General features: G+C 68.3%; 21 protein-coding genes and 1 tRNA gene. 13 read left to right on the top strand and 9 right to left on the bottom strand.

Annotated features, from left to right (window positions below):
* The 3 genes from BKN37_RS06910 to BKN37_RS06920 all read left to right on the top strand — a co-directional run.
* Positions 1 to 399: ATP-binding cassette domain-containing protein (locus BKN37_RS06910; RefSeq protein ID WP_131823534.1), on the top strand; the 399-nt coding region annotated here is incomplete at its 5' end.
* Complete coding sequence (locus tag BKN37_RS06915) at positions 396 to 1,202, top strand: CbiQ family ECF transporter T component (RefSeq protein ID WP_071023712.1); 807 nt, start codon at positions 396 to 398, stop codon at positions 1,200 to 1,202. The genes BKN37_RS06910 and BKN37_RS06915, both read left to right, overlap by 4 nt.
* Positions 1,203 to 1,341: 139 nt before the next feature.
* Positions 1,342 to 2,241, top strand: a complete 900-nt coding sequence (locus BKN37_RS06920) for a type IV toxin-antitoxin system AbiEi family antitoxin (RefSeq protein WP_071023789.1) — start codon at positions 1,342 to 1,344, stop codon at positions 2,239 to 2,241.
* Positions 2,242 to 2,340: 99 nt separating this feature from the next.
* Here the strand turns inward: BKN37_RS06920 and BKN37_RS06925 are convergent, their stop codons facing one another.
* Genes BKN37_RS06925 through BKN37_RS06935 form a run of 3 tightly spaced genes read right to left on the bottom strand, consistent with a single transcriptional unit; the run spans position 2,341 to position 5,322 of the window.
* Positions 2,341 to 3,654 (bottom strand): extracellular solute-binding protein, encoded by a 1,314-nt coding sequence (locus tag BKN37_RS06925; RefSeq protein ID WP_071023714.1) that lies wholly within the window; start codon positions 3,652 to 3,654, stop codon positions 2,341 to 2,343.
* Positions 3,651 to 4,463, bottom strand: a complete 813-nt coding sequence (locus BKN37_RS06930) for a carbohydrate ABC transporter permease (RefSeq protein ID WP_071023716.1) — start codon at positions 4,461 to 4,463, stop codon at positions 3,651 to 3,653. The genes BKN37_RS06925 and BKN37_RS06930 overlap by 4 nt, the downstream gene beginning before the upstream one ends.
* Complete coding sequence (locus BKN37_RS06935) at positions 4,450 to 5,322, bottom strand: carbohydrate ABC transporter permease (protein WP_071023718.1); 873 nt, start codon at positions 5,320 to 5,322, stop codon at positions 4,450 to 4,452. The genes BKN37_RS06930 and BKN37_RS06935 overlap by 14 nt, the downstream gene beginning before the upstream one ends.
* Before the next feature lie 33 nt (positions 5,323 to 5,355).
* Between BKN37_RS06935 and BKN37_RS06940 the strand changes: the two genes are divergently transcribed.
* Both BKN37_RS06940 and BKN37_RS06945 read left to right on the top strand, forming a co-directional pair.
* The gene (locus BKN37_RS06940; protein WP_071023720.1) at positions 5,356 to 6,867 is read left to right on the top strand and encodes a TldD/PmbA family protein; all 1,512 of its coding nucleotides are present in this window, start codon (positions 5,356 to 5,358) and stop codon (positions 6,865 to 6,867) included.
* Complete coding sequence (locus BKN37_RS06945; RefSeq protein ID WP_071023722.1) at positions 6,867 to 8,231, top strand: metallopeptidase TldD-related protein; 1,365 nt, start codon at positions 6,867 to 6,869, stop codon at positions 8,229 to 8,231. The genes BKN37_RS06940 and BKN37_RS06945 overlap by 1 nt, the downstream gene beginning before the upstream one ends.
* 29 nt (positions 8,232 to 8,260) lie before the next feature.
* Here BKN37_RS06945 and BKN37_RS28810 read toward each other — a convergent pair whose 3' ends face one another.
* Complete coding sequence (locus BKN37_RS28810) at positions 8,261 to 8,470, bottom strand: hypothetical protein (RefSeq protein ID WP_131823535.1); 210 nt, start codon at positions 8,468 to 8,470, stop codon at positions 8,261 to 8,263.
* Between the two features lie 7 nt (positions 8,471 to 8,477).
* Here BKN37_RS28810 and BKN37_RS06950 point away from each other — a divergent pair, with 7 nt between their 5' ends.
* The gene (locus tag BKN37_RS06950) at positions 8,478 to 8,783 is read left to right on the top strand and encodes a hypothetical protein (protein WP_131823536.1); all 306 of its coding nucleotides are present in this window, start codon (positions 8,478 to 8,480) and stop codon (positions 8,781 to 8,783) included.
* A gap of 483 nt (positions 8,784 to 9,266) precedes the next feature.
* On the opposite strand, the gene BKN37_RS06955 is transcribed toward BKN37_RS06950, so the two are convergent.
* On the bottom strand, positions 9,267 to 9,449 hold the full coding sequence (locus tag BKN37_RS06955) for a hypothetical protein (protein WP_071023727.1): 183 nt from the start codon (positions 9,447 to 9,449) through the stop codon (positions 9,267 to 9,269).
* Positions 9,450 to 9,614: 165 nt separating this feature from the next.
* On the opposite strand from BKN37_RS06955, the gene htpG reads away from it, so the two are divergent.
* Positions 9,615 to 11,546, top strand: a complete 1,932-nt coding sequence (gene htpG / locus BKN37_RS06960; RefSeq protein ID WP_071023730.1) for a molecular chaperone HtpG — start codon at positions 9,615 to 9,617, stop codon at positions 11,544 to 11,546.
* 118 nt (positions 11,547 to 11,664) lie between these two features.
* Here htpG and BKN37_RS06965 read toward each other — a convergent pair whose 3' ends face one another.
* Positions 11,665 to 12,552, bottom strand: coding sequence for an alpha/beta fold hydrolase (locus BKN37_RS06965; protein WP_207547213.1), 888 nt, complete (start codon positions 12,550 to 12,552; stop codon positions 11,665 to 11,667).
* A gap of 11 nt (positions 12,553 to 12,563) precedes the next feature.
* Here BKN37_RS06965 and BKN37_RS06970 point away from each other — a divergent pair, with 11 nt between their 5' ends.
* Both BKN37_RS06970 and BKN37_RS06975 read left to right on the top strand, forming a co-directional pair.
* Positions 12,564 to 13,415: a carboxymuconolactone decarboxylase family protein gene (locus BKN37_RS06970; RefSeq protein ID WP_071023732.1), complete on the top strand. Its 852-nt coding sequence runs from the start codon at positions 12,564 to 12,566 to the stop codon at positions 13,413 to 13,415.
* 78 nt (positions 13,416 to 13,493) lie between these two features.
* Entirely contained in the window at positions 13,494 to 14,162 is a 669-nt protein-coding gene (locus BKN37_RS06975; RefSeq protein ID WP_071023734.1) for a class I SAM-dependent methyltransferase, read from the top strand.
* A 96-nt stretch (positions 14,163 to 14,258) separates the two neighbouring features.
* On the opposite strand, the gene BKN37_RS06980 is transcribed toward BKN37_RS06975, so the two are convergent.
* Complete coding sequence (locus BKN37_RS06980) at positions 14,259 to 14,642, bottom strand: DoxX family protein (protein WP_071023736.1); 384 nt, start codon at positions 14,640 to 14,642, stop codon at positions 14,259 to 14,261.
* A 79-nt stretch (positions 14,643 to 14,721) separates the two neighbouring features.
* Here BKN37_RS06980 and BKN37_RS06985 point away from each other — a divergent pair, with 79 nt between their 5' ends.
* The 3 genes from BKN37_RS06985 to BKN37_RS27630 all read left to right on the top strand — a co-directional run bounded on the left by BKN37_RS06985 (position 14,722) and on the right by BKN37_RS27630 (position 16,831).
* Complete coding sequence (locus BKN37_RS06985) at positions 14,722 to 15,609, top strand: sigma-70 family RNA polymerase sigma factor (RefSeq protein ID WP_071023739.1); 888 nt, start codon at positions 14,722 to 14,724, stop codon at positions 15,607 to 15,609.
* 154 nt (positions 15,610 to 15,763) lie between these two features.
* A tRNA-Ile gene (locus tag BKN37_RS06990) sits at positions 15,764 to 15,837 on the top strand.
* Positions 15,838 to 16,060: 223 nt separating this feature from the next.
* Complete coding sequence (locus BKN37_RS27630) at positions 16,061 to 16,831, top strand: TIGR02391 family protein (RefSeq protein WP_131823537.1); 771 nt, start codon at positions 16,061 to 16,063, stop codon at positions 16,829 to 16,831.
* 530 nt (positions 16,832 to 17,361) lie between these two features.
* On the opposite strand, the gene BKN37_RS06995 is transcribed toward BKN37_RS27630, so the two are convergent.
* Both BKN37_RS06995 and BKN37_RS27635 read right to left on the bottom strand, forming a co-directional pair.
* On the bottom strand, positions 17,362 to 17,604 hold the full coding sequence (locus tag BKN37_RS06995) for a hypothetical protein (protein WP_071023741.1): 243 nt from the start codon (positions 17,602 to 17,604) through the stop codon (positions 17,362 to 17,364).
* A 38-nt stretch (positions 17,605 to 17,642) separates the two neighbouring features.
* Positions 17,643 to 17,849, bottom strand: a complete 207-nt coding sequence (locus BKN37_RS27635) for a BrnT family toxin (protein WP_242657127.1) — start codon at positions 17,847 to 17,849, stop codon at positions 17,643 to 17,645.
* 165 nt (positions 17,850 to 18,014) lie between these two features.
* On the opposite strand from BKN37_RS27635, the gene BKN37_RS07000 reads away from it, so the two are divergent.
* Positions 18,015 to 19,472: a type I restriction-modification system subunit M gene (locus tag BKN37_RS07000; protein WP_071023744.1), complete on the top strand. Its 1,458-nt coding sequence runs from the start codon at positions 18,015 to 18,017 to the stop codon at positions 19,470 to 19,472.
* Positions 19,473 to 19,476 lie beyond the last annotated feature (4 nt).

Here is a 19,476-nt window from a genome sequence, read left to right on the forward strand (position 1 = left end):
CAGCGCCCGCCCGCACGGCAGCGCGCGCCGGCCGCAGCCCCCCCCCCCGACGACCGCGACCGGGCCACCGCCGCGCGGGCCGTGGCCGGCCGGGACGCCGCGCTGGCCCGGCGCCGCGTCGACCGGCTCAGCGGCGGGAGGATGCGCCGGGTGGTGCTGGCCGGTCTGCTGGCCCGGTCGCCCCGAGCGCTGATCCTCGACGAGCCGCTGGCCGGGCTGGACGCCGGCAGCCAGCGCGGCCTGCTGCAGCTGCTGGAGGAGCTGCGCCGCGACACCGGGTTGACCGTGGTGGTCATCTCCCATGACTTCGTCGGGTTGGAGGGGCTGTGCCCGCGCACCCTGCACCTGCGCGACGGGGTGCTGGTGCCCGCCGCGGCGGCCGCCGGGGGTGTTTCATGAGCACGGCGTCGCGGCCGGTGGTGCTGCTGCGCCCGGTGCCCGGTACCTCGGCCATCCACCGGCTGTGGGCCGGCACCAAACTGATCGTGGTGTTCGGGATCGGCGTGCTGCTGACGTTTTACCCGGGCTGGGTGCCGATCGGGCTGGTGGCGCTGCTGGTGCTGGGCGCCGCCCGCGCCGCGCACATCCCGCGCGGCGCGTTGCCGTCGGTGCCGCGGCTGTTGTGGATCCTGCTGGCCATCGGCGGGCTCACCGCGGCGCTGGCCGGCGGCAGCCCGGTGCTGCAGGTGGCGTCGGTGGAGCTGGGGCTGGGCGGGCTGCTGAATTTCCTGCGGGTCACCGCGTTGTCGATTGTGCTGCTGGGCCTGGGCGCGATGGTGTCGTGGACCACCAACGTCGCCGAAATCGCCCCGGCGGTCGCCGCTTTGAGCCGTCCGCTGCGCTGGCTGCGGGTCCCGGTCGATGAGTGGGCGGTGGCGTTGGCGTTGGCGTTGCGGGCCTTCCCGATGCTGATCGATGAGTTCCGGGTGCTGTATGCGGCCCGGCGGCTGCGGCCCAAACAAAAACCCCGCACCCGTCGGGAGCGGCGGCGACGCCGGACGCTGGAGCTGATCGACCTGATCAGCGCCGCGTTGATCGTGACGCTGCGCCGCGCCGACGAGATGGGCGACGCGATCACCGCCCGCGGCGGCACCGGCCAGATCTCGGCCTACCCGTCGCGGCCCAAACGCGCGGACTGGGTGGCGCTGGCGGTGGTCGCCGCCGGCTGCGCCGCCGCGTTGGTGGTGGAGCTTGCGTTTTGACCGGCTTCTGATGGCCTTCTGACCGCGAGATTGAACACACGCAGGTAGTTACTCGCACTTTCCCTGCGCCGCTTCAATTTCACGCGCGGTCCTTGCCGCGGAGCGGGATATGTCGGTGGTGGCGAGCATGCTCGCGGGCATGCAGAACATCATCATCGGTAGCGAAGCCGTCGCCCACAATGCGGTGACCCGGCATGAATTGCAGCGTTGGTATCGCACCCTCTATCCCGATGTCTATCTTCCGAAGCGGCAACCGGCCTCGCTGCGGGACCGGACGGTCGGCGCGTGGCTTTGGTCGCGGCGACGCGGCGTCGTTGCCGGTGTGGCCGCCTCCGCGCTGCACGGGGCGCAATGGGTGGACACCAACACACCGATCGAGCTGATCTGGCGCAACGGCCGCCCACCGCCGGGGATCTGTGCGCGCAACGAGGCGGTGGCCGACGATGAGCTCACGTGGGCCTGCAAGCTTCCGGTGACCACCCCGGCTCGGACCGCGTTCGATCTGGCCCGCCACCTGCCGCGGTTACCGGCCCTGGTCCGGCTGGACGCGCTGATGCACGCGACCCCGTTCTCGGTCGAGGAGGTGCTGAGGCTCGCCAAGCGTTACCCGCGAGCCCGGGGTTTGCGGCAGCTCAGGGAATTGCTGCCACTGGTCGACGGTGGTGCGGCCTCGCCGAAGGAGACCTGGCTGCGGTTGTTGCTCATCGACGCCGGCTTCCCCATCCCGACCACCCAGATTCCGGTGCACGAGGGTTGGCGACTGGTCGCCATGCTCGATATGGGTTGGGAAGACTTCAAAGTGGCGGCCGAATATGACGGTGACCAACACCGCGCCGACCGGGGCCGCTACGTCCGCGACCAGCGCCGACAGCGCACCTCGCCGCGGTTGGGGTGGATCGATGTCCGGGTGATCGCCGAGGACCGCGACGACGACGTCATCGACCGGGTCTACCGCGCCCTGAAGTCCCGGGGATGGCAGGGTGAACTCACGCCGCGCGGCAATTCCCGCGTCCGGCGGCCCGGCACTGCCGCTGCCTGACCACACCGCCTCCGCTGCCGCGAGATTGAAGCCACGCAGGGGCCCACTCGACCTTTTCCTGCATGGTTGCAATTTCGCGGGGAAGCCGCGGGGAGGTCCCTAGCGCCGGGCGGCGGCGTTGGCGGCGCGCTGGGCTTGGCTTAGCGTGGCGGCGACGTCGGCGCGGCCCAAAAACATCTCGTCGAAATACGGTTTGAGCGCCTGAAATCCGGCGGCGAAACCGGCCCCGCCGGGGGCCGGCATCCGCAGCCCGCGCAGCACCGCGAAGAACGGGGTGACGTCGACGCCGCGCGCCGACCAGTGCTCGAAGTAGACCCGCTGCGCGCCCAGCACCGCCGGAATCGCCGCACCGCGGCGCCCCAGGTAGGCGTTGCCGTCGATGCTGCCCATCCAGGCCAGCACCTGGCGCACCGCGTCCGGATGTGCGGTCGCCGAATTCCCCGCTGCGGCAATGCCGTTGGTGACGCTGACCCGCCCCTGGGGCCCGGCGGGCAGCATCGCCAGCCCCCAGCGGAATCCGGCCTGCTGCGCGATCATCGCCAGGTTGTAGGTGCCGGACTGGAACAACGCCATCTTGCCGGCCAAAAACTGGTTGCGGGAGAAGTCGCTGTTGTCGTTGGTGGCCGAGGCCGGCGGGGCGACGTGGTCGTCGTTGATCAGCCGCACCAGATACCCGAACGCGTCGACGGCCGCCGGGTTGTCGAACGCGAACGCGTCCCCGCGCTGGAACACCCCGCCGGCGGAGCCGAGGTAGTTCAGGTAGATGCCCTGCGGGTCGTTGGCGGCGTTGTAGCCCCACTGGCGGACCCGGCGCGGGTCGAAGCCCGGCGCGTCGGCGCGGTGCCCGTCGGCGTCGACGGTGAGCCGGGCCAGCAGCGGCCGCAGCGTATCGGCGCCGCCCGGATCCCACCGCAGCCCGCCCAGCCGGGCCGGGTCGACGCCGGCGGCGGCCAGCAGATCCGCGTTGTAGTAGACCGCGATCCCGGCGTCGGTCAGCTGCGGCACCCCCCACAGCACGCCGTCGCGGGTGAACTGCTCGACCACCGACGGCTCCCAGCCGGCGCTGGCGGGGATGGCCAGCAGCCGGCCGGTGTCGGCGTAGCCGGCCAGATAGGCGTTGGACAGCCAGAAGATGTCGTCGGCGCCGCCGCCGGCCACGTCGGTGCGCAGCGTGTCGAAGTAGGTGGCGTAGGACACCACGTTGACGTGCACGTCGATGTCGGGATGGCTACGGGTGAACGCCGCGAACGACTCCCGGTACGCCGCGGCCACCTGCTCATCCCACAGCCGCACGCTCACCACGGTGCGGCCGCTGCGGGTCGAGTGGTCCAGCAGCACCGCCGCCGCGGCCAGCAGCACTGCGACTAGGACAACGGCCGCGGCGGCCAGCGTCGACACCCGCGGCCGACTCATTTGAGCCCCGTGACGACGATCGAGCGCACGATTTGGCGCTGGAACACCACGAACAGCACGATCAGCGGGACGACGGCGACCGTCGTCGCCGCCATCACCAGCGTCCACTGCGCGTTGTACTGCGACTGCAGGCCCGCGGTCGCCACCGTCAGCACCCGCCACTTGGACCCGCTGGTGATCACCAGCGGCCACATGAAGTTGTTCCACTGCGACACCACGGTGATCAGCGACAGGGTCACCAGGATCGACCGGCTGGCCGGCACCACCACATGCACGATCACATCCAGGGTGTTGGCGCCGTCCAGCCGGGCAGCGTTGACCAGGTCGGCCGGAATCGCGCGGAAATGCTCGCGCAGCAGGAAGATCGCGTACGGTGAGCCGAACACGAACGGCAACACCAACGCCCAGAACGTGTTCCGCAGCCCCAGCTGCGCCATCATCAGATACAGCGGCACCACGGTGACGGTGGCCGGCACCATCAGCGTCGCGATGTACACCCAAAACAGCGCGTCGCGGCCCGGAAACCGCAGCCGGGCGAACGCATATGCGGCCAGCACCGAAAAGCTCAGTTGGCCAACGAGAATCATCGCGGTCATCAGCGCGGTGACCGCCAGCGCCCGGCCGAACCCGGCGCCGGCCAGATCGGTGTAGTTGGTCAGCACCGGGGGCCGCGGCCAGGCCAGCGGGGTCCCGGTGGCGAACTGGTGCGCGGAGGTGAACGACGTCACCAGGCCAAGACCGAACGGCGCCAACGTGATCAGCGCGCCCACCGCCAGCCCGGCGTAGATCAACGCGTTACGTGAGGTCATAGCTGATCCGCCGCCGAAAGTACAGATGCTGCACGACGGTGATGCCGACCAGCAGCACGAACAGCACCACCGCCATCACCGCGGCCCGGCCGATCGCCGCCGCGCCGAACGCCTCGACGTAGATGCGGTGCGCCACCAGGTCGGTGCGCCCCGCCGGCCCGCCGCCGGTCAACGCGTAGACGGTGTCGAACACCTGCGCCGCGCTGACCACCCCGGTGACCAGCACGAAAAACATCGTCGGGCGCAGCATCGGCAGGGTGATCCGCCAAAACCGCTGCCAGCCGCTCGCGCCGTCGGTGCGGGCCGCGGCGTGGATCTCGGTCGGGATGGCCAGGATTCCGGCCAAAAAGAACAACGCCACATAGCCGACGTTGGTCCACACCACCACCGCCGAGGTCACCGGCAGCGCCAGGCCCGGATCGGACAGCCATTCGATGCGGTGCCCCAGCACGGTGCTCACCGCGCCGTCGGTGGGCGCCAGGATCCAGCGCCACAACACCGCGATGGCCAGCGGCGCGCAGATCCACGGCAGCACATACAGGGTGCGGAACACCCCGGTGCCGGGCAGCTCGCGGGCCAGCAGCGCCGCGACCGCCAACCCGAGCACGGTCTGCACCGGCACCACGATCGCCACGAACGCCACCGTCACCAGCAGCGAGTTGCCGAACGTCGCGTCGGTCAGCACCGAACGCCAATTGTCGGCCCCCACATAGCTGATCGGGCCCAGCAGGTCCCACCGGTGCAGGCTCAGCCACAGCACCACCAGGATCGGCAGCAGCAGGAACGCGACCACCCCGACCAGGCTGGGCGCCAGCAGCGCATACCCCAGCGCAGCCGACCGGGACGACGAGCGGGCCATGCAGGTATTAAAGCGCCTCGTTACGGTAGAGCGGTGACACCGAACCGGGGGATCGACGCCGACTTTTTGGCCCTGCCGCGCCGCGCGCTGGCCGACGCCGCGCTGGCGGCGGCCACCGCCGCCGGGGCCAGCCACGCCGACCTGCGCATTCACCGGCTGGCCACCGAGGTGATCCAGCTGCGCGACGGGGAACTGGAAACCGCGGTGGTGACCCGCGAGCTCGGGTTGGCGGTGCGGGTCATCGTGGACGGCACCTGGGGGTTCGCCTCGCACGCCGAACTGTCCCCGGACGTGGCCGCCGACACCGCGCGCCGGGCCGTGCAGGTGGCCACCACGCTGGCCGCGCTCAACACCGAGCGCATCGAGCTGGCGCCCGAGCCGGTGTACCACGACGCCAGCTGGGTGTCGCAGTATGCGATCGACCCGTTCGACGTGCCCAGCGCCGACAAGATCGCGGTGCTGGAGGACTACTCGAGCCGGCTGCTGACCGCCGACGGGATCGATCACGTGTCGGCCGCGCTGATCGCGGTCAAGGAGCAGACCTTCTACGCCGACACCTTCGGCTCGTCGATCACCCAGCAGCGGGTGCGGCTGATGCCCACGTTCGACGCGGTGACCGTCAGCGCCGACGGGTTCGACTCGATGCGCACCCTGGCCCCGCCCACCGCGCGCGGCTGGGAGGTGCTGGCCGGCGACGAAATCTGGGACTGGTCGACCGAGCTGGCGCAGCTGCCGTCGCTGCTGGCCGAAAAGGTCGCCGCGCCCAGCGTGGCGCCGGGCCGTAAAGACCTCGTCATCGACCCCACCAACCTGTGGCTGACCATCCACGAATCCATCGGGCACGCCACCGAATACGACCGCGCCATCGGGTACGAGGCCGCCTACGCCGGCACCTCGTTCGCCACCCCGGACAAGCTCGGCACGCTGCGCTACGGGTCGCCGGTGATGAACGTGACCGCCGACCGCACCGTGCCCCACGGGTTGGCCAGCATCGGCTACGACGACGAGGGGGTCGCCGCGCAAAGCTGGGATCTGGTGCGCGACGGGGTGTTTGTCGGCTATCAGCTGGACCGGGTGTTCGCGCCGCGGCTGGGGCAGCCGCGCTCCAACGGCTGCTCCTACGCGGACTCGCCGCACCATGTGCCGATCCAGCGGATGGCCAACGTGTCGCTGCAACCCGGCCCCGAGGACCTGTCCACCGCCGATTTGATCGGCCGCGTCGAGGACGGCATCTACATCGTGGGCGACAAGTCCTGGTCAATCGATATGCAGCGCTACAACTTTCAGTTCACCGGGCAGCGGTTCTACCGCATCGACGGCGGCCGCCTGGACGGTCAGCTGCGCGACGTCGCCTACCAGGCCACCACCACCGACTTCTGGAACTCGATGGAAGCCGTCGGCGGGCCGTCCACCTGGCGACTCGGCGGGGCGTTCAACTGCGGCAAGGCCCAGCCGGGCCAGGTGGCCGCGGTCAGCCACGGCTGCCCGTCGGCGCTGTTCCGCGGCGTCAACGTGCTCAACACCCGCAGCGAGGGAGGCCGCTGATGATCCCCCCGCAGCAGGTGGTCGATATCGCGTTGGGCGCGCCCGCGCGCGCCGACGAAACCATGGTGCTGGTCACCGACCGCGCCGAGGCGTCGCTGCGCTGGGCCGGCAACTCGATGACCACCAACGGGGTTTCGACCAGCCGGGCCACCACGGTGATCTCGGTGGTGCGCGACGCCGACGGCGCGCGGGTCGGCGCGGTGCGCTCCACGGAGGTGGACCCGAGCCTGATCCCGGAGCTGGTGGCCGCGTCGGCGCGGGCCGCCCGCAGCGCACCGGAGGCCCGGGATGCCGCGCCGCTGCTGACCGGGGCCGGGGTGCCCGACGACTGGGACGTGGCGGTGCCGGGGACCGGCGCCGAGGTGTTCGCCGGGGTGACCGGCGCGTTGAGCCGCGGCTTCGGCGGCACCGACCGGCTGTACGGGTTCGCCCGCCACGAGCTGGAGACGACGTTCGTGGCGTCCTCGACCGGGCTGCGGCGCCGCTACACCCAACCCACCGGATCGGTGGAGATCAACGCCAAACGCGGTGACGCCAGCGCCTGGGCGGGGGTGGCCACCCCCGACTTCGTCGACGTGCCAACGGATCTGCTGCTGGAGCAGCTGTCGACCCGGCTCGGCTGGGCGCAGCGGACCGTGGAGCTGCCCGCCGGCCGCTACGAGACGCTGATGCCGCCGTCCACGGTGGCCGACATGATGATCTATCTGGGCTGGACGATGGGCGGTCGCGGGGCGCAGGAGGGCCGCACCGCGCTGGCCGCCCCCGGCGGCGGCACCCGGGTGGGGGAGCGGCTGACCGACCTGCCGCTGACGCTGTACTCCGACCCGTCGGCCGCCGGGCTGCAGTGCGCGCCGTTCGTGGCCGCCACCAGTTCCTCGGAGACGGTGTCGGTGTTCGACAACGGGATGGACATCCACCGGGTGGACTGGGTGCGTGACGGGGTGATCAACGCCCTGGTTTACCCGCGGGCCACCGCCGCCGAATTCGAGGCCCCGGTGGCGGTGGCCGCCGACAACCTGCTGATGACCGGCGGATCCGAGACCCTCGACGACATGATCGCCGCCACCGAGCGCGGCCTGCTGCTGACCACGCTGTGGTACATCCGCGAGGTCGACCCCACCACGCTGCTGTTGACCGGGCTCACCCGCGACGGCGTCTACCTGGTCGAAGACGGGCAGGTGCGCGCGGCGGTGAACAACTTCCGGTTCAACGAGAGCCCGCTGGATCTGCTGCGCCGCGCCACCCAGGCCGGGCGGTCCGAGCCGACGCTGCCGCGGGAATGGGGCGACTGGGCCACTCGGGCGGCGATGCCGCCGCTACGGATCCCGGACTTCCACATGTCGTCGGTGAGCCAAGCGCAGTAGTTTTCTACAGTGGTCGCCGTGTATGCGAGTCAATCCGGTGTCTGCCCTGCCTGCGGCCGCCCGCCGGGCACCGTTGATCCGAATGGTCCGCCGCCGGAGTTGGTGACCTCGTACACCGCGACGCCGACGGATGCGCGGGCGCTGGCGAACGCCGGTTTGCCGCGGTTGCTGGCGGTGACCGCATTGGCGGGTGTGGCACTGGGTTTCGGAATCTGGTTGACGTCGGACACGGTGGCCATCGCGATCGTGGCCGGGCTGCTGTGCGCGGTCGTCCTGCCGGTGACGGTCGTGGCTAAAACGCGGCAGGCGCAAACCAGGGCGTTTTCGGCGGTGTTGTTTCCCGGCGCGCAGTGGTCGGTCGAGTACTTCCCGGACCGCTTCACGCTGCGCAATCCGATAGTGACCACGACAATCGGCTACCGGAACATCAGCGCCGTTGCGGTCAAGCCGGGGTATGTCACCTTGTCCACGACCGCCGGTACCAGGATGGTGTTGCCGTCGGCGCTGGTGCCCCCGGCGGCGCTCGGCTACTTTCCGGTGCGGCGCGGCTGAGCCGGGTGGCCAGGGCGCCGTTCCTCGCCTAATAGGATGCGCATCTCGCCCGTCCTTGACGAAATCTTTTGTCGGGAGCAGACCCCACGGGCCCATAAACTTAGACGAACGCGATGCTCGTGTTTGGGAGGATGCTCGTGGGGCTGATCGAGGCTTTCAATGTGACGTGGTCGCAGGCGCATTCCACAATGGGCGGGGTCGAACGTAGCCATGCTTAAGGATTGGTGGCTTGAGTATTGGTGGATTCTGGCGGTATTGGCATACTTCATTGTGTTCTGGCTGGTTGCAACCCGGACGTCGGCAACAACGACACGGAACTTCTCATTGGCAACCATCTGCGCGTTCATTCTATTAATTCCAACCATGCACCCGCCGGGAAACTACATCGACGCGGCACTGATCGTGCTCGCCCTGGTGCTCCACGAACGTGGCCGACGGATGCGTGAGACGAATTCCACGCGACTGCTGCCCCGGTTCGGCCGATCACGGACGCCGTCGCATCGCCGCGAGCCGTGACGCCGCGGACAGGTACGGCCGGACCTGGCCGTCCAGGTCGTTCCAGGCCGGTCGGGTGAGACGCACGGCTGTGTCGCCATCGCGTCGCCCCTCCTCGACGCGGACCGTCGCGCCGTCGCTGGCATAGGTGACGGCGTCGTCGTCGACCACAAACGAGATGGAGCCGGCGGGTGCGCCTCACCGGCCGCGGACGCGAGGATCTCCGGGCGACGGCGGGCGCACACCCGGGTAGCAGCGCCATCTGGCGATTATCCACGCGCCCGAGGACGGGGCACGCAGCATGCGCGGGATTGGGCCTCGGTAAATTTGATTGCCATGAACGCACGTGTCGAACAGCTGGAGTTCCAGGCCGAGGCCCGCCAACTGCTGGACCTGATGGTCCACTCGGTGTACTCCAACAAGGATTCGTTTCTGCGGGAGCTGATCTCGAACGCCTCCGATGCGCTGGACAAGCTGCGGCTGGAGGCGTTCAAGAACAAGGACCTGGACGTCGACACCTCCGATCTGCACATCGAGATCGAGGTCGGCACCGAGCCGCGCACCCTGACCGTCCGCGACAACGGCATCGGCATGACCCGCGCCGAAGTGGTGGACCTGATCGGCACCCTGGCCAAGTCCGGGACCGCCGAACTGCGCCAGCAGCTGCGGGAGGCCAAGAACGCCGCCACCTCCGAGGAGCTGATCGGCCAGTTCGGGATCGGCTTCTACTCGAGTTTCATGGTCGCCGACAAGGTCGAGCTGCTCACCCGCAAGGCCGGCGAGAGCGAGGCCACCCGGTGGGAATCCTCCGGTGAGGGCACCTACACCATCGAGTCGGTCGACGACGCCCCGCAGGGCACCTCGGTGACCCTGCACCTCAAGCCGGAGGACGCCGAGGACGGGCTGCACGACTACACCGCGGAGTGGACCATCCGCAACCTGGTCAAGAAGTACTCGGACTTCATTTCCTGGCCGATCCGTATGCAGGTCGAGCGGCGTACCCCGCCCGCCGAAGAGGGTGGCGAAGAGACCGTCACCGTCGAAACCGACACCCTCAACTCGATGAAGGCGCTGTGGGCCCGGCCCAAAGACGAGGTCTCCGAGGAGGAGTACAAGGAGTTTTATAAGCACGTCGCGCATGCTTGGGACGATCCGCTCGAGGTCATCGCGATGAAGGCCGAGGGCACCTTCGAATACCAGGCCCTGCTGTTCCTGCCGTCGCACGCCCCGTTCGACCTGTTCACCCGGGACGCCAAGGTCGGGGTGCAGCTGTACGTCAAACGGGTCTTCATCATGAGCGACTGCGACGAGCTGATGCCCGAATACCTGCGGTTCGTCAAGGGGGTCGTCGACGCACAAGACATGTCGCTCAACGTATCCCGCGAAATCCTGCAGCAGGATCGGCAGATCAAAGCGATCCGGCGTCGGCTGACCAAGAAGGTGCTGTCCACGATCAAGGACCTGCAGTCCGAGCGGCCCGAGGACTACCGCACCTTCTGGACCCAGTTCGGCCGGGTCCTCAAAGAGGGCCTGATGAGCGACTTCGACAACCAGGACACGCTGCTGCGGATCTCCTCGTTCGCCTCCACGCACAGCGACGAGGAGTCCACCACGCTGGCCGAGTACGTCGAGCGGATGAAGGACGGCCAAGAGCAGATCTTCTACGCCACCGGTGAGACGCGCGAGCAACTGCTGAAGTCCCCGCACCTGGAGGCGTTCAAAGCCAAGGGCTACGAGGTGCTGCTGCTCACCGACCCCGTCGATGAAGTCTGGGTGGGCACCGTCACCGACTTCGACGGCAAACCGCTGCAGTCGGTGGCCAAGGGCGAGGTGGACCTGGACTCCGAGGAGGAAAAGGCCGCCCACGAGGCCGAGCGCCAGGAACAGGAGAAGGACTTCGCCGACCTGCTGACCTGGCTGCAGGAGACGCTGGACGAGCACGTCAAGGAGGTGCGGCTGTCCAGCCGGCTCACCGAGTCGCCGGCCTGCCTGATCACCGACGCGTTCGGGATCACCCCGGCGCTGGCCCGGATGTACCGGGCGTCCGGGCAGGAAGTCCCGCTGGGCAAGCGGATCCTGGAGCTCAACCCGAACCATCCGCTGGTCACCGGCCTGCGCGACGCCCAGAAGAACCGCGGCGATGACCCGTCGGTGGCCGAGACCGCCGAATTGCTCTATGGCACAGCGCTGCTCGCCGAAGGCGGGGCGCTGGAGGATCCGGCCCGGTTCGCCGAACTGCTGGCGCACCGGCTGGCCCGCACGGTGTAGCCGGGCTTAGGCCGGCGGCGGCTCTGCTGAAATCGACGTCCAGATTGACCTATAGCCCCGGAAATCGGGGGTTCGCGCCATATACACGTCGATCTCAGCAGCTGGACCGGAGAATGGGCTATCGCGGACCGGGCGCGTCGGCGTGGCGGGCCAGGAAGTCCAGCACCGCGTCGGCGAAGATGTCGTTGCGGTCGCCGGCAACCATGTGCCCGGCGCCGCGCACGTCGACGAACTCGACCTGCGGGAAGCGGGCCAGGAAGGCTTCGGCTCGGTCTTCGCTGACCAGATCGCTGAGCTGGCCGCGCACCAGCAGCATCGGCACGCCGCTGCGCAGGATCGCCTCGACGGCCGCGTACAACCGGTCGACCTCGGTCACCTCGATCGGCGGCAGCGACGCGCTGCCGCTGATGAACTGCGGATCCCAATGCCAGAACCAGCGATCGCCGCGGCGCCGCAAATTGGTGGTCAGACCGGCCAGGTCGGAGGGTCGCGGCCGGTGCGGGTTGTATTCGGCGATCGCGTCGGCGACCTCGTCCAGCGATTCGAACCCCGACTCCATCCGCTCGGCCATGAAGGCGTGGATCCGGTCCGCCCCGGACGCATTCATCTCCGGCACGATGTCGACCAGCACCACCGCGCTGGCGATGCCGGGGGAGAGTTCGCCGGCCAGCAGCATGCTGGTGAACCCGCCCAGCGAGGCGCCCACCAGCACCGGCCGTGGCGGCAGCTGATGCAGCACCGCTTCGACGTCGGCGGCGAAGCTGACCACCCGGTAGTCACCGTCACCCGACCAGTCCGATTCGCCGTGGCCGCGGAAATCGACCGTCACCGCCTGCCAGCCCCGCTCGGCCACCGCGGCGGCGGCGCGGCCCCAGGAGCGGCGGGTCTGCCCGCCGCCGTGCAGGAACACCACGGCGCGGGCGTGCGGGTCGCCCCGGCGATCGGCCACGATCCGCACGCCGTCGGGCCGGTGGGTCAGGAATGTCTCGGCATCCGCACGGGTCATCCTCGGATGCTATGTCGACGGGTGCGCGCCATACTCTCCTGGTGGAGGTTCGCGACGAGCTGACCCGGCTGGTGGCACTCTCGGGTGGCCGCACCGGGGCGCTGATCCGGCAGGTGTGCGCGCGGGCGCTGGGACTGCCGCCGCTGCCGGCGGAGGCGCCGGTCGGCGAGGTGACCGAGGCCGACGCGGTGGTGGCCGAGTTTGCCGAGCAGTTCAGCATCGACGTCTCGGCGATCACCGACGAGCAGCGGTCTCGGTTGTGGTCGGCGGTGGGGGACAAGGCCTTCGGTGTCGTGGTGCAGATGTACCTCGCCGACTTCGTGCCGCGGGTGCGCGCCGGGCTGGCGGCGTTGGGCCGCCCGGTGTCCTGGCCGGAGCCGATGGTGTGGGACCACGCGGCCGACCCGTCCGATGCGGTGTTCAACGAGTTTCTGCCGACGGTCGCGCGGCTGCGTGACCTGGACGCGGTGACGTCCGAGCTGGTGCGACTGCGCGGGGCGGCCCAGCACAACTGCCGGCTGTGCAAATCGCTGCGGGAACGCACCGCGCTGGACGCCGGGGGATCGGAGAGTCTGTACGACGAGATCGCCGGGTTCGAGGCGTCGGCGCTGCTGACCGAGCCGCAGAAGGCGGCGCTGCGATATGCGGACGCGTTGATCTGGTCGCCGGCGCGCATCGGCGCCGACATTGCCGCCGGGGTGCGCGCCCACTTCTCCGATGCCGAGGGGATCGAGCTGACCCTCGACGTGATGCGCAACGCCAGCAACAAGGTTGCCGTCGCAACGGGTGCCGACGCCCCACGCGTCGAGCACGGTACCGAGCGCTACCTGATCGACGCCGACGGCCAAACGGTGTTCGGCTGAGCGCCACGGACCCGGTTCCCAGGATCAGCGCGCGTAAATGGGTGGCAACTGCTCGCAGCGGCGATAAAGACTGGGGGCATGTCGTTATCGCCCCCGGCTTTCGCCCGAGACCCCGCCACGGCGGCGTACTACCACCAGCGCGCCGCCGAATACGACGAGTGGTACCTGGGGCAAGGGCTATACCGCGACCGTGAGCGACCCGGTTGGGGCGCCGAAGTCGACCACATCGTGGGTTTGGTGGCTCAGCTTCCGGCCGCGCGGACGTTGGACGTCGCCTGCGGCAGCGGCTTTTTGACCCGTCACCTACGCGGCGTGGTGGTGGGAGCCGATCAAAGCTCGGCCATGGTGGCGCTGACCCAACGGCGGTTACCGCGGGGCGTGGCGATCGTGGCCGACGCCCTGGCGTTGCCGTTCGCCGATCACGCGTTCGACCGGATCCTGACCGGACATTTCTACGGGCATCTGCCCGACCAGGAACGCGCAGCCTTCCTTGCCGAGGCGCGACGGCTGGCGGGGGAGTTGATCGTCATCGATTCGGCGCTGCGCCCGGGTATCGAACCCGAGCAATGGCAAGAGCGGACCCTCAACGACGGTTCGCGGCACCGCGTGTACAAGCGCTACCTCACGGGTCGGCAGTTGGCCGACGAACTCGGCGGTCAGGTGCTGTTCGACGGGACCTGGTTCGTCGCCGCCCAGGCCCGGTGGGACGGCGCCAAGGGCGCTGCCCATACGCAGTCACCCTGCTGAGATCGACGCCCCAGCGGCGCAAACCCCCGATTTTTGGGGCTGTATGTCAATCTGGACGTCGATTTCAGCAGCGATCACTTGAGTCTGAGCTGCCGTTTAGGCGAACGGCTGCAGATCGAACCGTCCCCACGCGAGGAACGCGAACACGGCGAGAAACACGACATCGCCGGCCATGTACCCCCACTCGCTGCGGCGGAACCGTGTTGTGGCGGCTCCGGCCATGAACAGCATCAGGCCGCAGGCGGCGATCGGCACCAGCACGGGTGTCACGCCGACGGCCGCCGGGAGGATGAGGCCGATCGCGCCGATCAGCTTGATCGTGCCGATGACCTTGAGATGACGCCCGCTGAAGTCGTCGACCCAGTGCTGGTTGGCGCCCAATTCCCGGTATTTCTTCTTCGACATCAACAGCAGACTGGCGCCGCCGACGGCAAACCCGACAGCGGTGATGGCGGTGATGATCCACAGCGCGGTGTTCATGGCGTACTCCTTCGTGGTTACCTCGGTCGGGTGGGGTTCGTCATTACCTATGACGGACCGGCACCACGGGAGGTAACCGATGACGACCGAGACGCAGCTGGCGGAGGCTTTCGAGCGGGAGCGCCAGCGCCTGCTGGCGCTGGCGCATCGGGTTCTGGGCTCGCGGTCGGACGCCGAAGATGCCGTCCAGGAGGCGTGGCTGCGACTGTCCCGCCAGGACGCGGACGCGATCGACAACCTGGCCGGGTGGTTGACGACCGTGACCGGCCGCATCTGCATCGACACCCTGCGCTCGCGCGCCGGCCGGCCCGAGGTCCCGCTTGGTCAGGACCTTCCCGAACTCGTGGTGACCGACGACCTCGACACGCCCGAAGACGCTGCCGTGCTGGCGGACTCGGTGGGACTGGCGCTGCTGGTCGTGCTGGGGTCGCTGCGGCCGGAGGAACGACTCGCGTTCGTGCTGCACGACATGTTTGCGGTTCCGTTCGCCGAGATCGGGGAGATCCTGGGCAAATCGACCGACGCCGCCAAGATGGCGGCCAGCCGGGCGCGCCGCAAGGTTCAGGACGTGCCGCGGCCGGCGGGAAATCGGCGGGAGCAGCGTGAGGTCGTCGATGCCTTCCTGGCGGCCGCCCAGGGCGGCGACTTCGACGCCCTGCTGCGGGTGCTCGATCCCGACGTGACCTGGCGCCAGCACACGGTCCGCGGGGTGACCGTCATGACCGGATCCGGCGCGGTTGTGGACGCGGTTCGCCGCGGCCAGGGGGCGCGCATCACCGCTCGTCGTGTCCTGGTCAATGGCCAGCCCGGAATCCTGGGCTGGGGTCCGTCCGGGCGGCCGCTCAGCGTGATGGCGTGCACGGTTCGGAACGGTCGCCTGGTGGGCATCGTGTCGATCACCGACCCGGTCCGGCTGGCTGGGATCGACCTTCCCGACCAGCCCGACACCCTGGACGGCGCTGACTAGCCGCCACGGTGCGGGCCCTTCGGCGCACGGGCTACCGGTGCACCACCATGTCGTTGGCGATCGGCACTGGCGCTAATGTCATGGTCGTGCAGTGGCTGGTTGGAGATGCTTCCCGCCGACGGTCGGGGCGGATATCCGCAGCTAGCTGACGCAAGGGGCGGTAGCTCAGTCGGTTAGAGCCGCGGACTCATAATCCGTTGGTCGCGGGTTCGAGCCCCGCCCGCCCCACTCGATATTGCCTGGTCAGGGCGTTATATGCCGGTCGTCAGAGCACCGCAAGGCCGTTCACCCCGGCCTCACCCCGGCGACTGGGGGAACTTGTCGCCTCGGAGCGGGGAGCGCGAGGCTGCGCCCAGGGCGAACAACCGCGCGTCAAACGCTCGGGGTGGTCGCGTCTCCCCGATAACCTGGACACGGCGGCGTGACGCGCGTTCGGAAAGGACTCAAAAGGGTGCAGATAGGTTCGACGCGAATGGTGCGCAGACGGGTCGAAGATGATGGCAACGTCACTACGGGTGAAGTCCGCGCCGATGACCACGGGGGTGGAAAGTTGTATCTCCCGGTGGACGCCGACATAGCCGTTGGCGATGAGGTCTCGTACACGCTTCCGAACGGAACAACGCGAGCAATGACGATCACCAAGCATGACGTGCTACAGGCGCCACCTGGCTTCGGCGGCTCTAGTCTGGATCACACCGTTTGCGAGTACGAGGTCGCATCTGGCAGACGCCTACAGCGTCCGCAGCGGGTCAGCCTTCCGAATCTGCATGACGCTATCTCCGATGCTAGTGGGGCGCAGTTCGCGGGCGGGCACTACGACAGTGCGGTGTTTGAAGCATTCAAGGCCGTAGAGGATCGCGTCAGAAAGCTGACGGGGCAATCCGATATCGGCAAAAGGCTCATGACAGCTGTGTTTAACGAACAGAACCCCCAGCTTGACATCACGTCAGACAACGCAGATAAAGACCAGAAGGATGATGAGCGAGAGGGCTTCAAGTTCTTGTTCATGGGATGTGCGCTGGCGTTGCGGAATACACGCGGGCACGGACCAACTCTCCAGACGGGAGAGCAAGAGGCCATGGAAATGCTAGCGACAGCAAGCCTTCTGATGCGGGCGCTCGACCGAGCAGAGTTGCGGCTAGCCCCAAAGCAGTCGAAGCTGCCAAAGCAGAAGCTACCTCCGGGTATCGGCGGAGCAGTATCCCGTTCCGGTAAGCCTTAACTCACGCCCCCGGCGTCGGCTTACTTACCCCGGCGCTTGCGTTTGGGGCGGCTGTGCTCTTGGCGGCCTTGCCGACCTTGCCCTTACGAGCAATGTCTTGCCGCTGCGGCGGCCAGGCTAGGCCAGCACCGTTTCACCCCGGCGTCACCCCGGCGACCGGGGCGTATTGGGCCCGTACCGTAGCCGTACCGCAGCCGCACTGGCAACGCCCACATTTGGTGTCTTGCAGGTGATATGGCGGGAATCAGCTAACCGTTTGGCCTGGTCGCGGAGCCGCTAAAAAAGGACTCATAATCCGTTGGTCGCGGGTTCGAGCCCCGCCCGCCCCACATAGATCAGCCCCCACGACCAGCTGGTCTGGGCAAGAAGCGTTTGCCCGGCGGGTGGCCCGACATGCCCACTGGAGGCCCGGTTTGGCTGGCTTGCTGAGGGGAGGTTGGCGCCGCCCCTGCTTGTGGCCAGACCGGGCATCCGCCGTCGATGTCCGCCACCTGGCGATCGTCCGCGATGCGGGGCCAGGAGGGCGTGGGTCAGCCGGTCAACTTCGCAAACCGCTGCTGCGCCGCTTGGCGGGTCGTGCCGAGCGCAACCGCGATCGCGGTCCAGGAATCCCCGCGCTCACGGGCTTCCTTTACGGCCTCAACAAGCTCGGCGTCCGCATCCCGCACCGCGTCGACGGCGGCGACGATGCGCCGGAATGCCGCCGCGTCACGGGCACGGGTCACCTCTGGATCGAGTTGATCCAGTCCGGTGTGGTCGCGAACTACAGCCATGGCGTCACCTCATCTCAAGTAGTCGTAAAACTTCGGTCTCAGGTTGTCGGCGTGGATGATGCGGCGGGGTCTTCTACGGGGACTGCCACCGGTTCTAGAAGCCGCCCGTCCTGGGCTGGCCCGATGACAAGTAGGCGATCCTCGCCGTGGTAGTCGTACTCCATGAAGCGGATGCCGTTGCGGAACGCGTGCTCAATGTCTTCTCGAGGAACACCGTGGTCGTAGGCGCTCTGCCATACCTCCACGTTCTTGAGTGTCCTTGCGGCCGCACACGCTGTCAAGGATCCTTGCGTAAGGCCGGTAGCGCCATCGCTCCCGGCCGTGTCGTGCTGTCGAACGCCGTCGTTGTCGGTGCCGCGATGTATACAGTTCCGTTCAGTCATTTCGACCAGACAGGCAGGTGCCGCTAGATGATCACCGGTGAACTCAAGGGCAAGGTTGACCGCGTCTGGGACGCGTTCTGGTCCGGGGGCATCTCCAACCCGCTGGAGGTGATCGAGCAGATCACCTACCTGCTGTTCATCCGCCGCCTCGACGACCTCCACATCCTCGCCGAGCAGAAGGCCCGCCGGACCGGCAGCGCCGAGGGCATCGTCTTCGCGCCGGACCAGCAGCACCTGCGCTGGTCGAAGTTCAAGCACGAAGAACCCGCGCTGATGTACAAGACCGTCGCCGACGAGGTGTTCCCGTTCCTGCGCGGCCTGGGCGGGGACGGGTCGACGTACTCCGAGCACATGCGTGACGCCCGCTTCACCATCCCCACCCCGCAGCTGCTGCAGCGGGTGGTGGACATGCTCGACGGGATCCCGATGGATGACCGCGACACCAACGGCGACCTCTACGAGTACCTGCTGTCCAAGATTGCCGCGGCGGGGGTCAACGGCCAGTTCCGCACCCCGCGGCACATCATCAAGCTGATGGTGGCGATGACCGCCCCGCAGCCGACCGATGAGATCTGCGACCCGGCGTGCGGCACCGCGGGCTTCCTGGTGGCTGCCGCCGAACACGTCCGCGCCGAGCACCCGAGCGTGATGACCAACGCCGAGCAGCGGCGCCACTTCCACGCCAGCATGTTCCACGGCTACGACTTCGACTCCACCATGCTGCGCATCGGCAGCATGAACATGCTGCTGCACGGGGTGGAGTCACCCGACATCCGCTACCGCGACTCGCTGTCCGAGGGTGCCAGCGAGGACGCCGAGAAGTACACGCTGATCCTCGCCAACCCGCCGTTCGCCGGCTCACTTGACTACGAGTCGACGTCCAAGGATCTGCAGCGGGTGGTCAAGACCAAAAAGACCGAGCTGCTGTTTGTGGCGCTGTTCTTGAAGCTGCTCAAGCCCGGCGGGCGGGCCGCTGTCATCGTGCCCGACGGCGTGTTGTTCGGATCCTCCAAGGCGCACAAGGAGCTTCGCCGTATCCTGGTCGAAGACCAGAAGCTCGACGGGGTGGTGAAACTGCCGTCGGGGGTGTTTAAGCCGTACGCCGGGGTCTCGACGGCGATCCTGCTGTTCACCAAGACCAACTCCGGGGGCACCGACCGGGTGTGGTTTTACGATGTGCAGGCCGACGGGTTCTCGCTCGATGACAAACGCAACCCGATTGACGCCAACGATTTGCCGGATGTGCTGAAGCGGTGGGGGTCCCGCGCGACGACGGAGTTGGAGCGGGCGCGCACCGAGCGGTCATTCTGTGTGCCGAAGGACGACATTGTCGCCCAGGGCTATGACTTGTCGCTGAACCGGTACAAGGAGATCGTGCACGACGACGTCGAGCACCGTCCTCCGCTGGAGATCATCGCTGATATCGAGAAGCTGGAGGGCGAGATCGCGAAAGGGTTGGCGGAGTTGAAGGCGATGCTGTCGTGAGGAC

The organism is Mycobacterium talmoniae, assembly GCF_001854525.1.
GTDB lineage: Bacteria > Actinomycetota > Actinomycetes > Mycobacteriales > Mycobacteriaceae > Mycobacterium > Mycobacterium talmoniae.

Bases quoted from the DNA above. Each gene is read 5' to 3' on its own strand.
- BKN37_RS06915 (WP_071023712.1), top strand. From the start codon at position 396: ATGAGCACGGCGTCGCGGCCGGTGGTGCTGCTGCGCCCGGTGCCCGGT.
- BKN37_RS06920 (WP_071023789.1), top strand. From the start codon at position 1,342: ATGCAGAACATCATCATCGGTAGCGAAGCCGTCGCCCACAATGCGGTG.
- BKN37_RS06925 (WP_071023714.1), bottom strand. From the start codon at position 3,654: ATGAGTCGGCCGCGGGTGTCGACGCTGGCCGCCGCGGCCGTTGTCCTA.
- BKN37_RS06930 (WP_071023716.1), bottom strand. From the start codon at position 4,463: ATGACCTCACGTAACGCGTTGATCTACGCCGGGCTGGCGGTGGGCGCG.
- BKN37_RS06935 (WP_071023718.1), bottom strand. From the start codon at position 5,322: ATGGCCCGCTCGTCGTCCCGGTCGGCTGCGCTGGGGTATGCGCTGCTG.
- BKN37_RS06945 (WP_071023722.1), top strand. From the start codon at position 6,867: ATGATCCCCCCGCAGCAGGTGGTCGATATCGCGTTGGGCGCGCCCGCG.
- BKN37_RS28810 (WP_131823535.1), bottom strand. From the start codon at position 8,470: ATGGCCACCGTGTCCGACGTCAACCAGATTCCGAAACCCAGTGCCACA.
- htpG (WP_071023730.1), top strand. From the start codon at position 9,615: ATGAACGCACGTGTCGAACAGCTGGAGTTCCAGGCCGAGGCCCGCCAA.
- BKN37_RS06965 (WP_207547213.1), bottom strand. From the start codon at position 12,552: ATGACCCGTGCGGATGCCGAGACATTCCTGACCCACCGGCCCGACGGC.
- BKN37_RS06970 (WP_071023732.1), top strand. From the start codon at position 12,564: ATGTCGACGGGTGCGCGCCATACTCTCCTGGTGGAGGTTCGCGACGAG.
- BKN37_RS06975 (WP_071023734.1), top strand. From the start codon at position 13,494: ATGTCGTTATCGCCCCCGGCTTTCGCCCGAGACCCCGCCACGGCGGCG.
- BKN37_RS06980 (WP_071023736.1), bottom strand. From the start codon at position 14,642: ATGAACACCGCGCTGTGGATCATCACCGCCATCACCGCTGTCGGGTTT.
- BKN37_RS06985 (WP_071023739.1), top strand. From the start codon at position 14,722: ATGACGACCGAGACGCAGCTGGCGGAGGCTTTCGAGCGGGAGCGCCAG.
- BKN37_RS06995 (WP_071023741.1), bottom strand. From the start codon at position 17,604: ATGGCTGTAGTTCGCGACCACACCGGACTGGATCAACTCGATCCAGAG.
- BKN37_RS07000 (WP_071023744.1), top strand. From the start codon at position 18,015: ATGATCACCGGTGAACTCAAGGGCAAGGTTGACCGCGTCTGGGACGCG.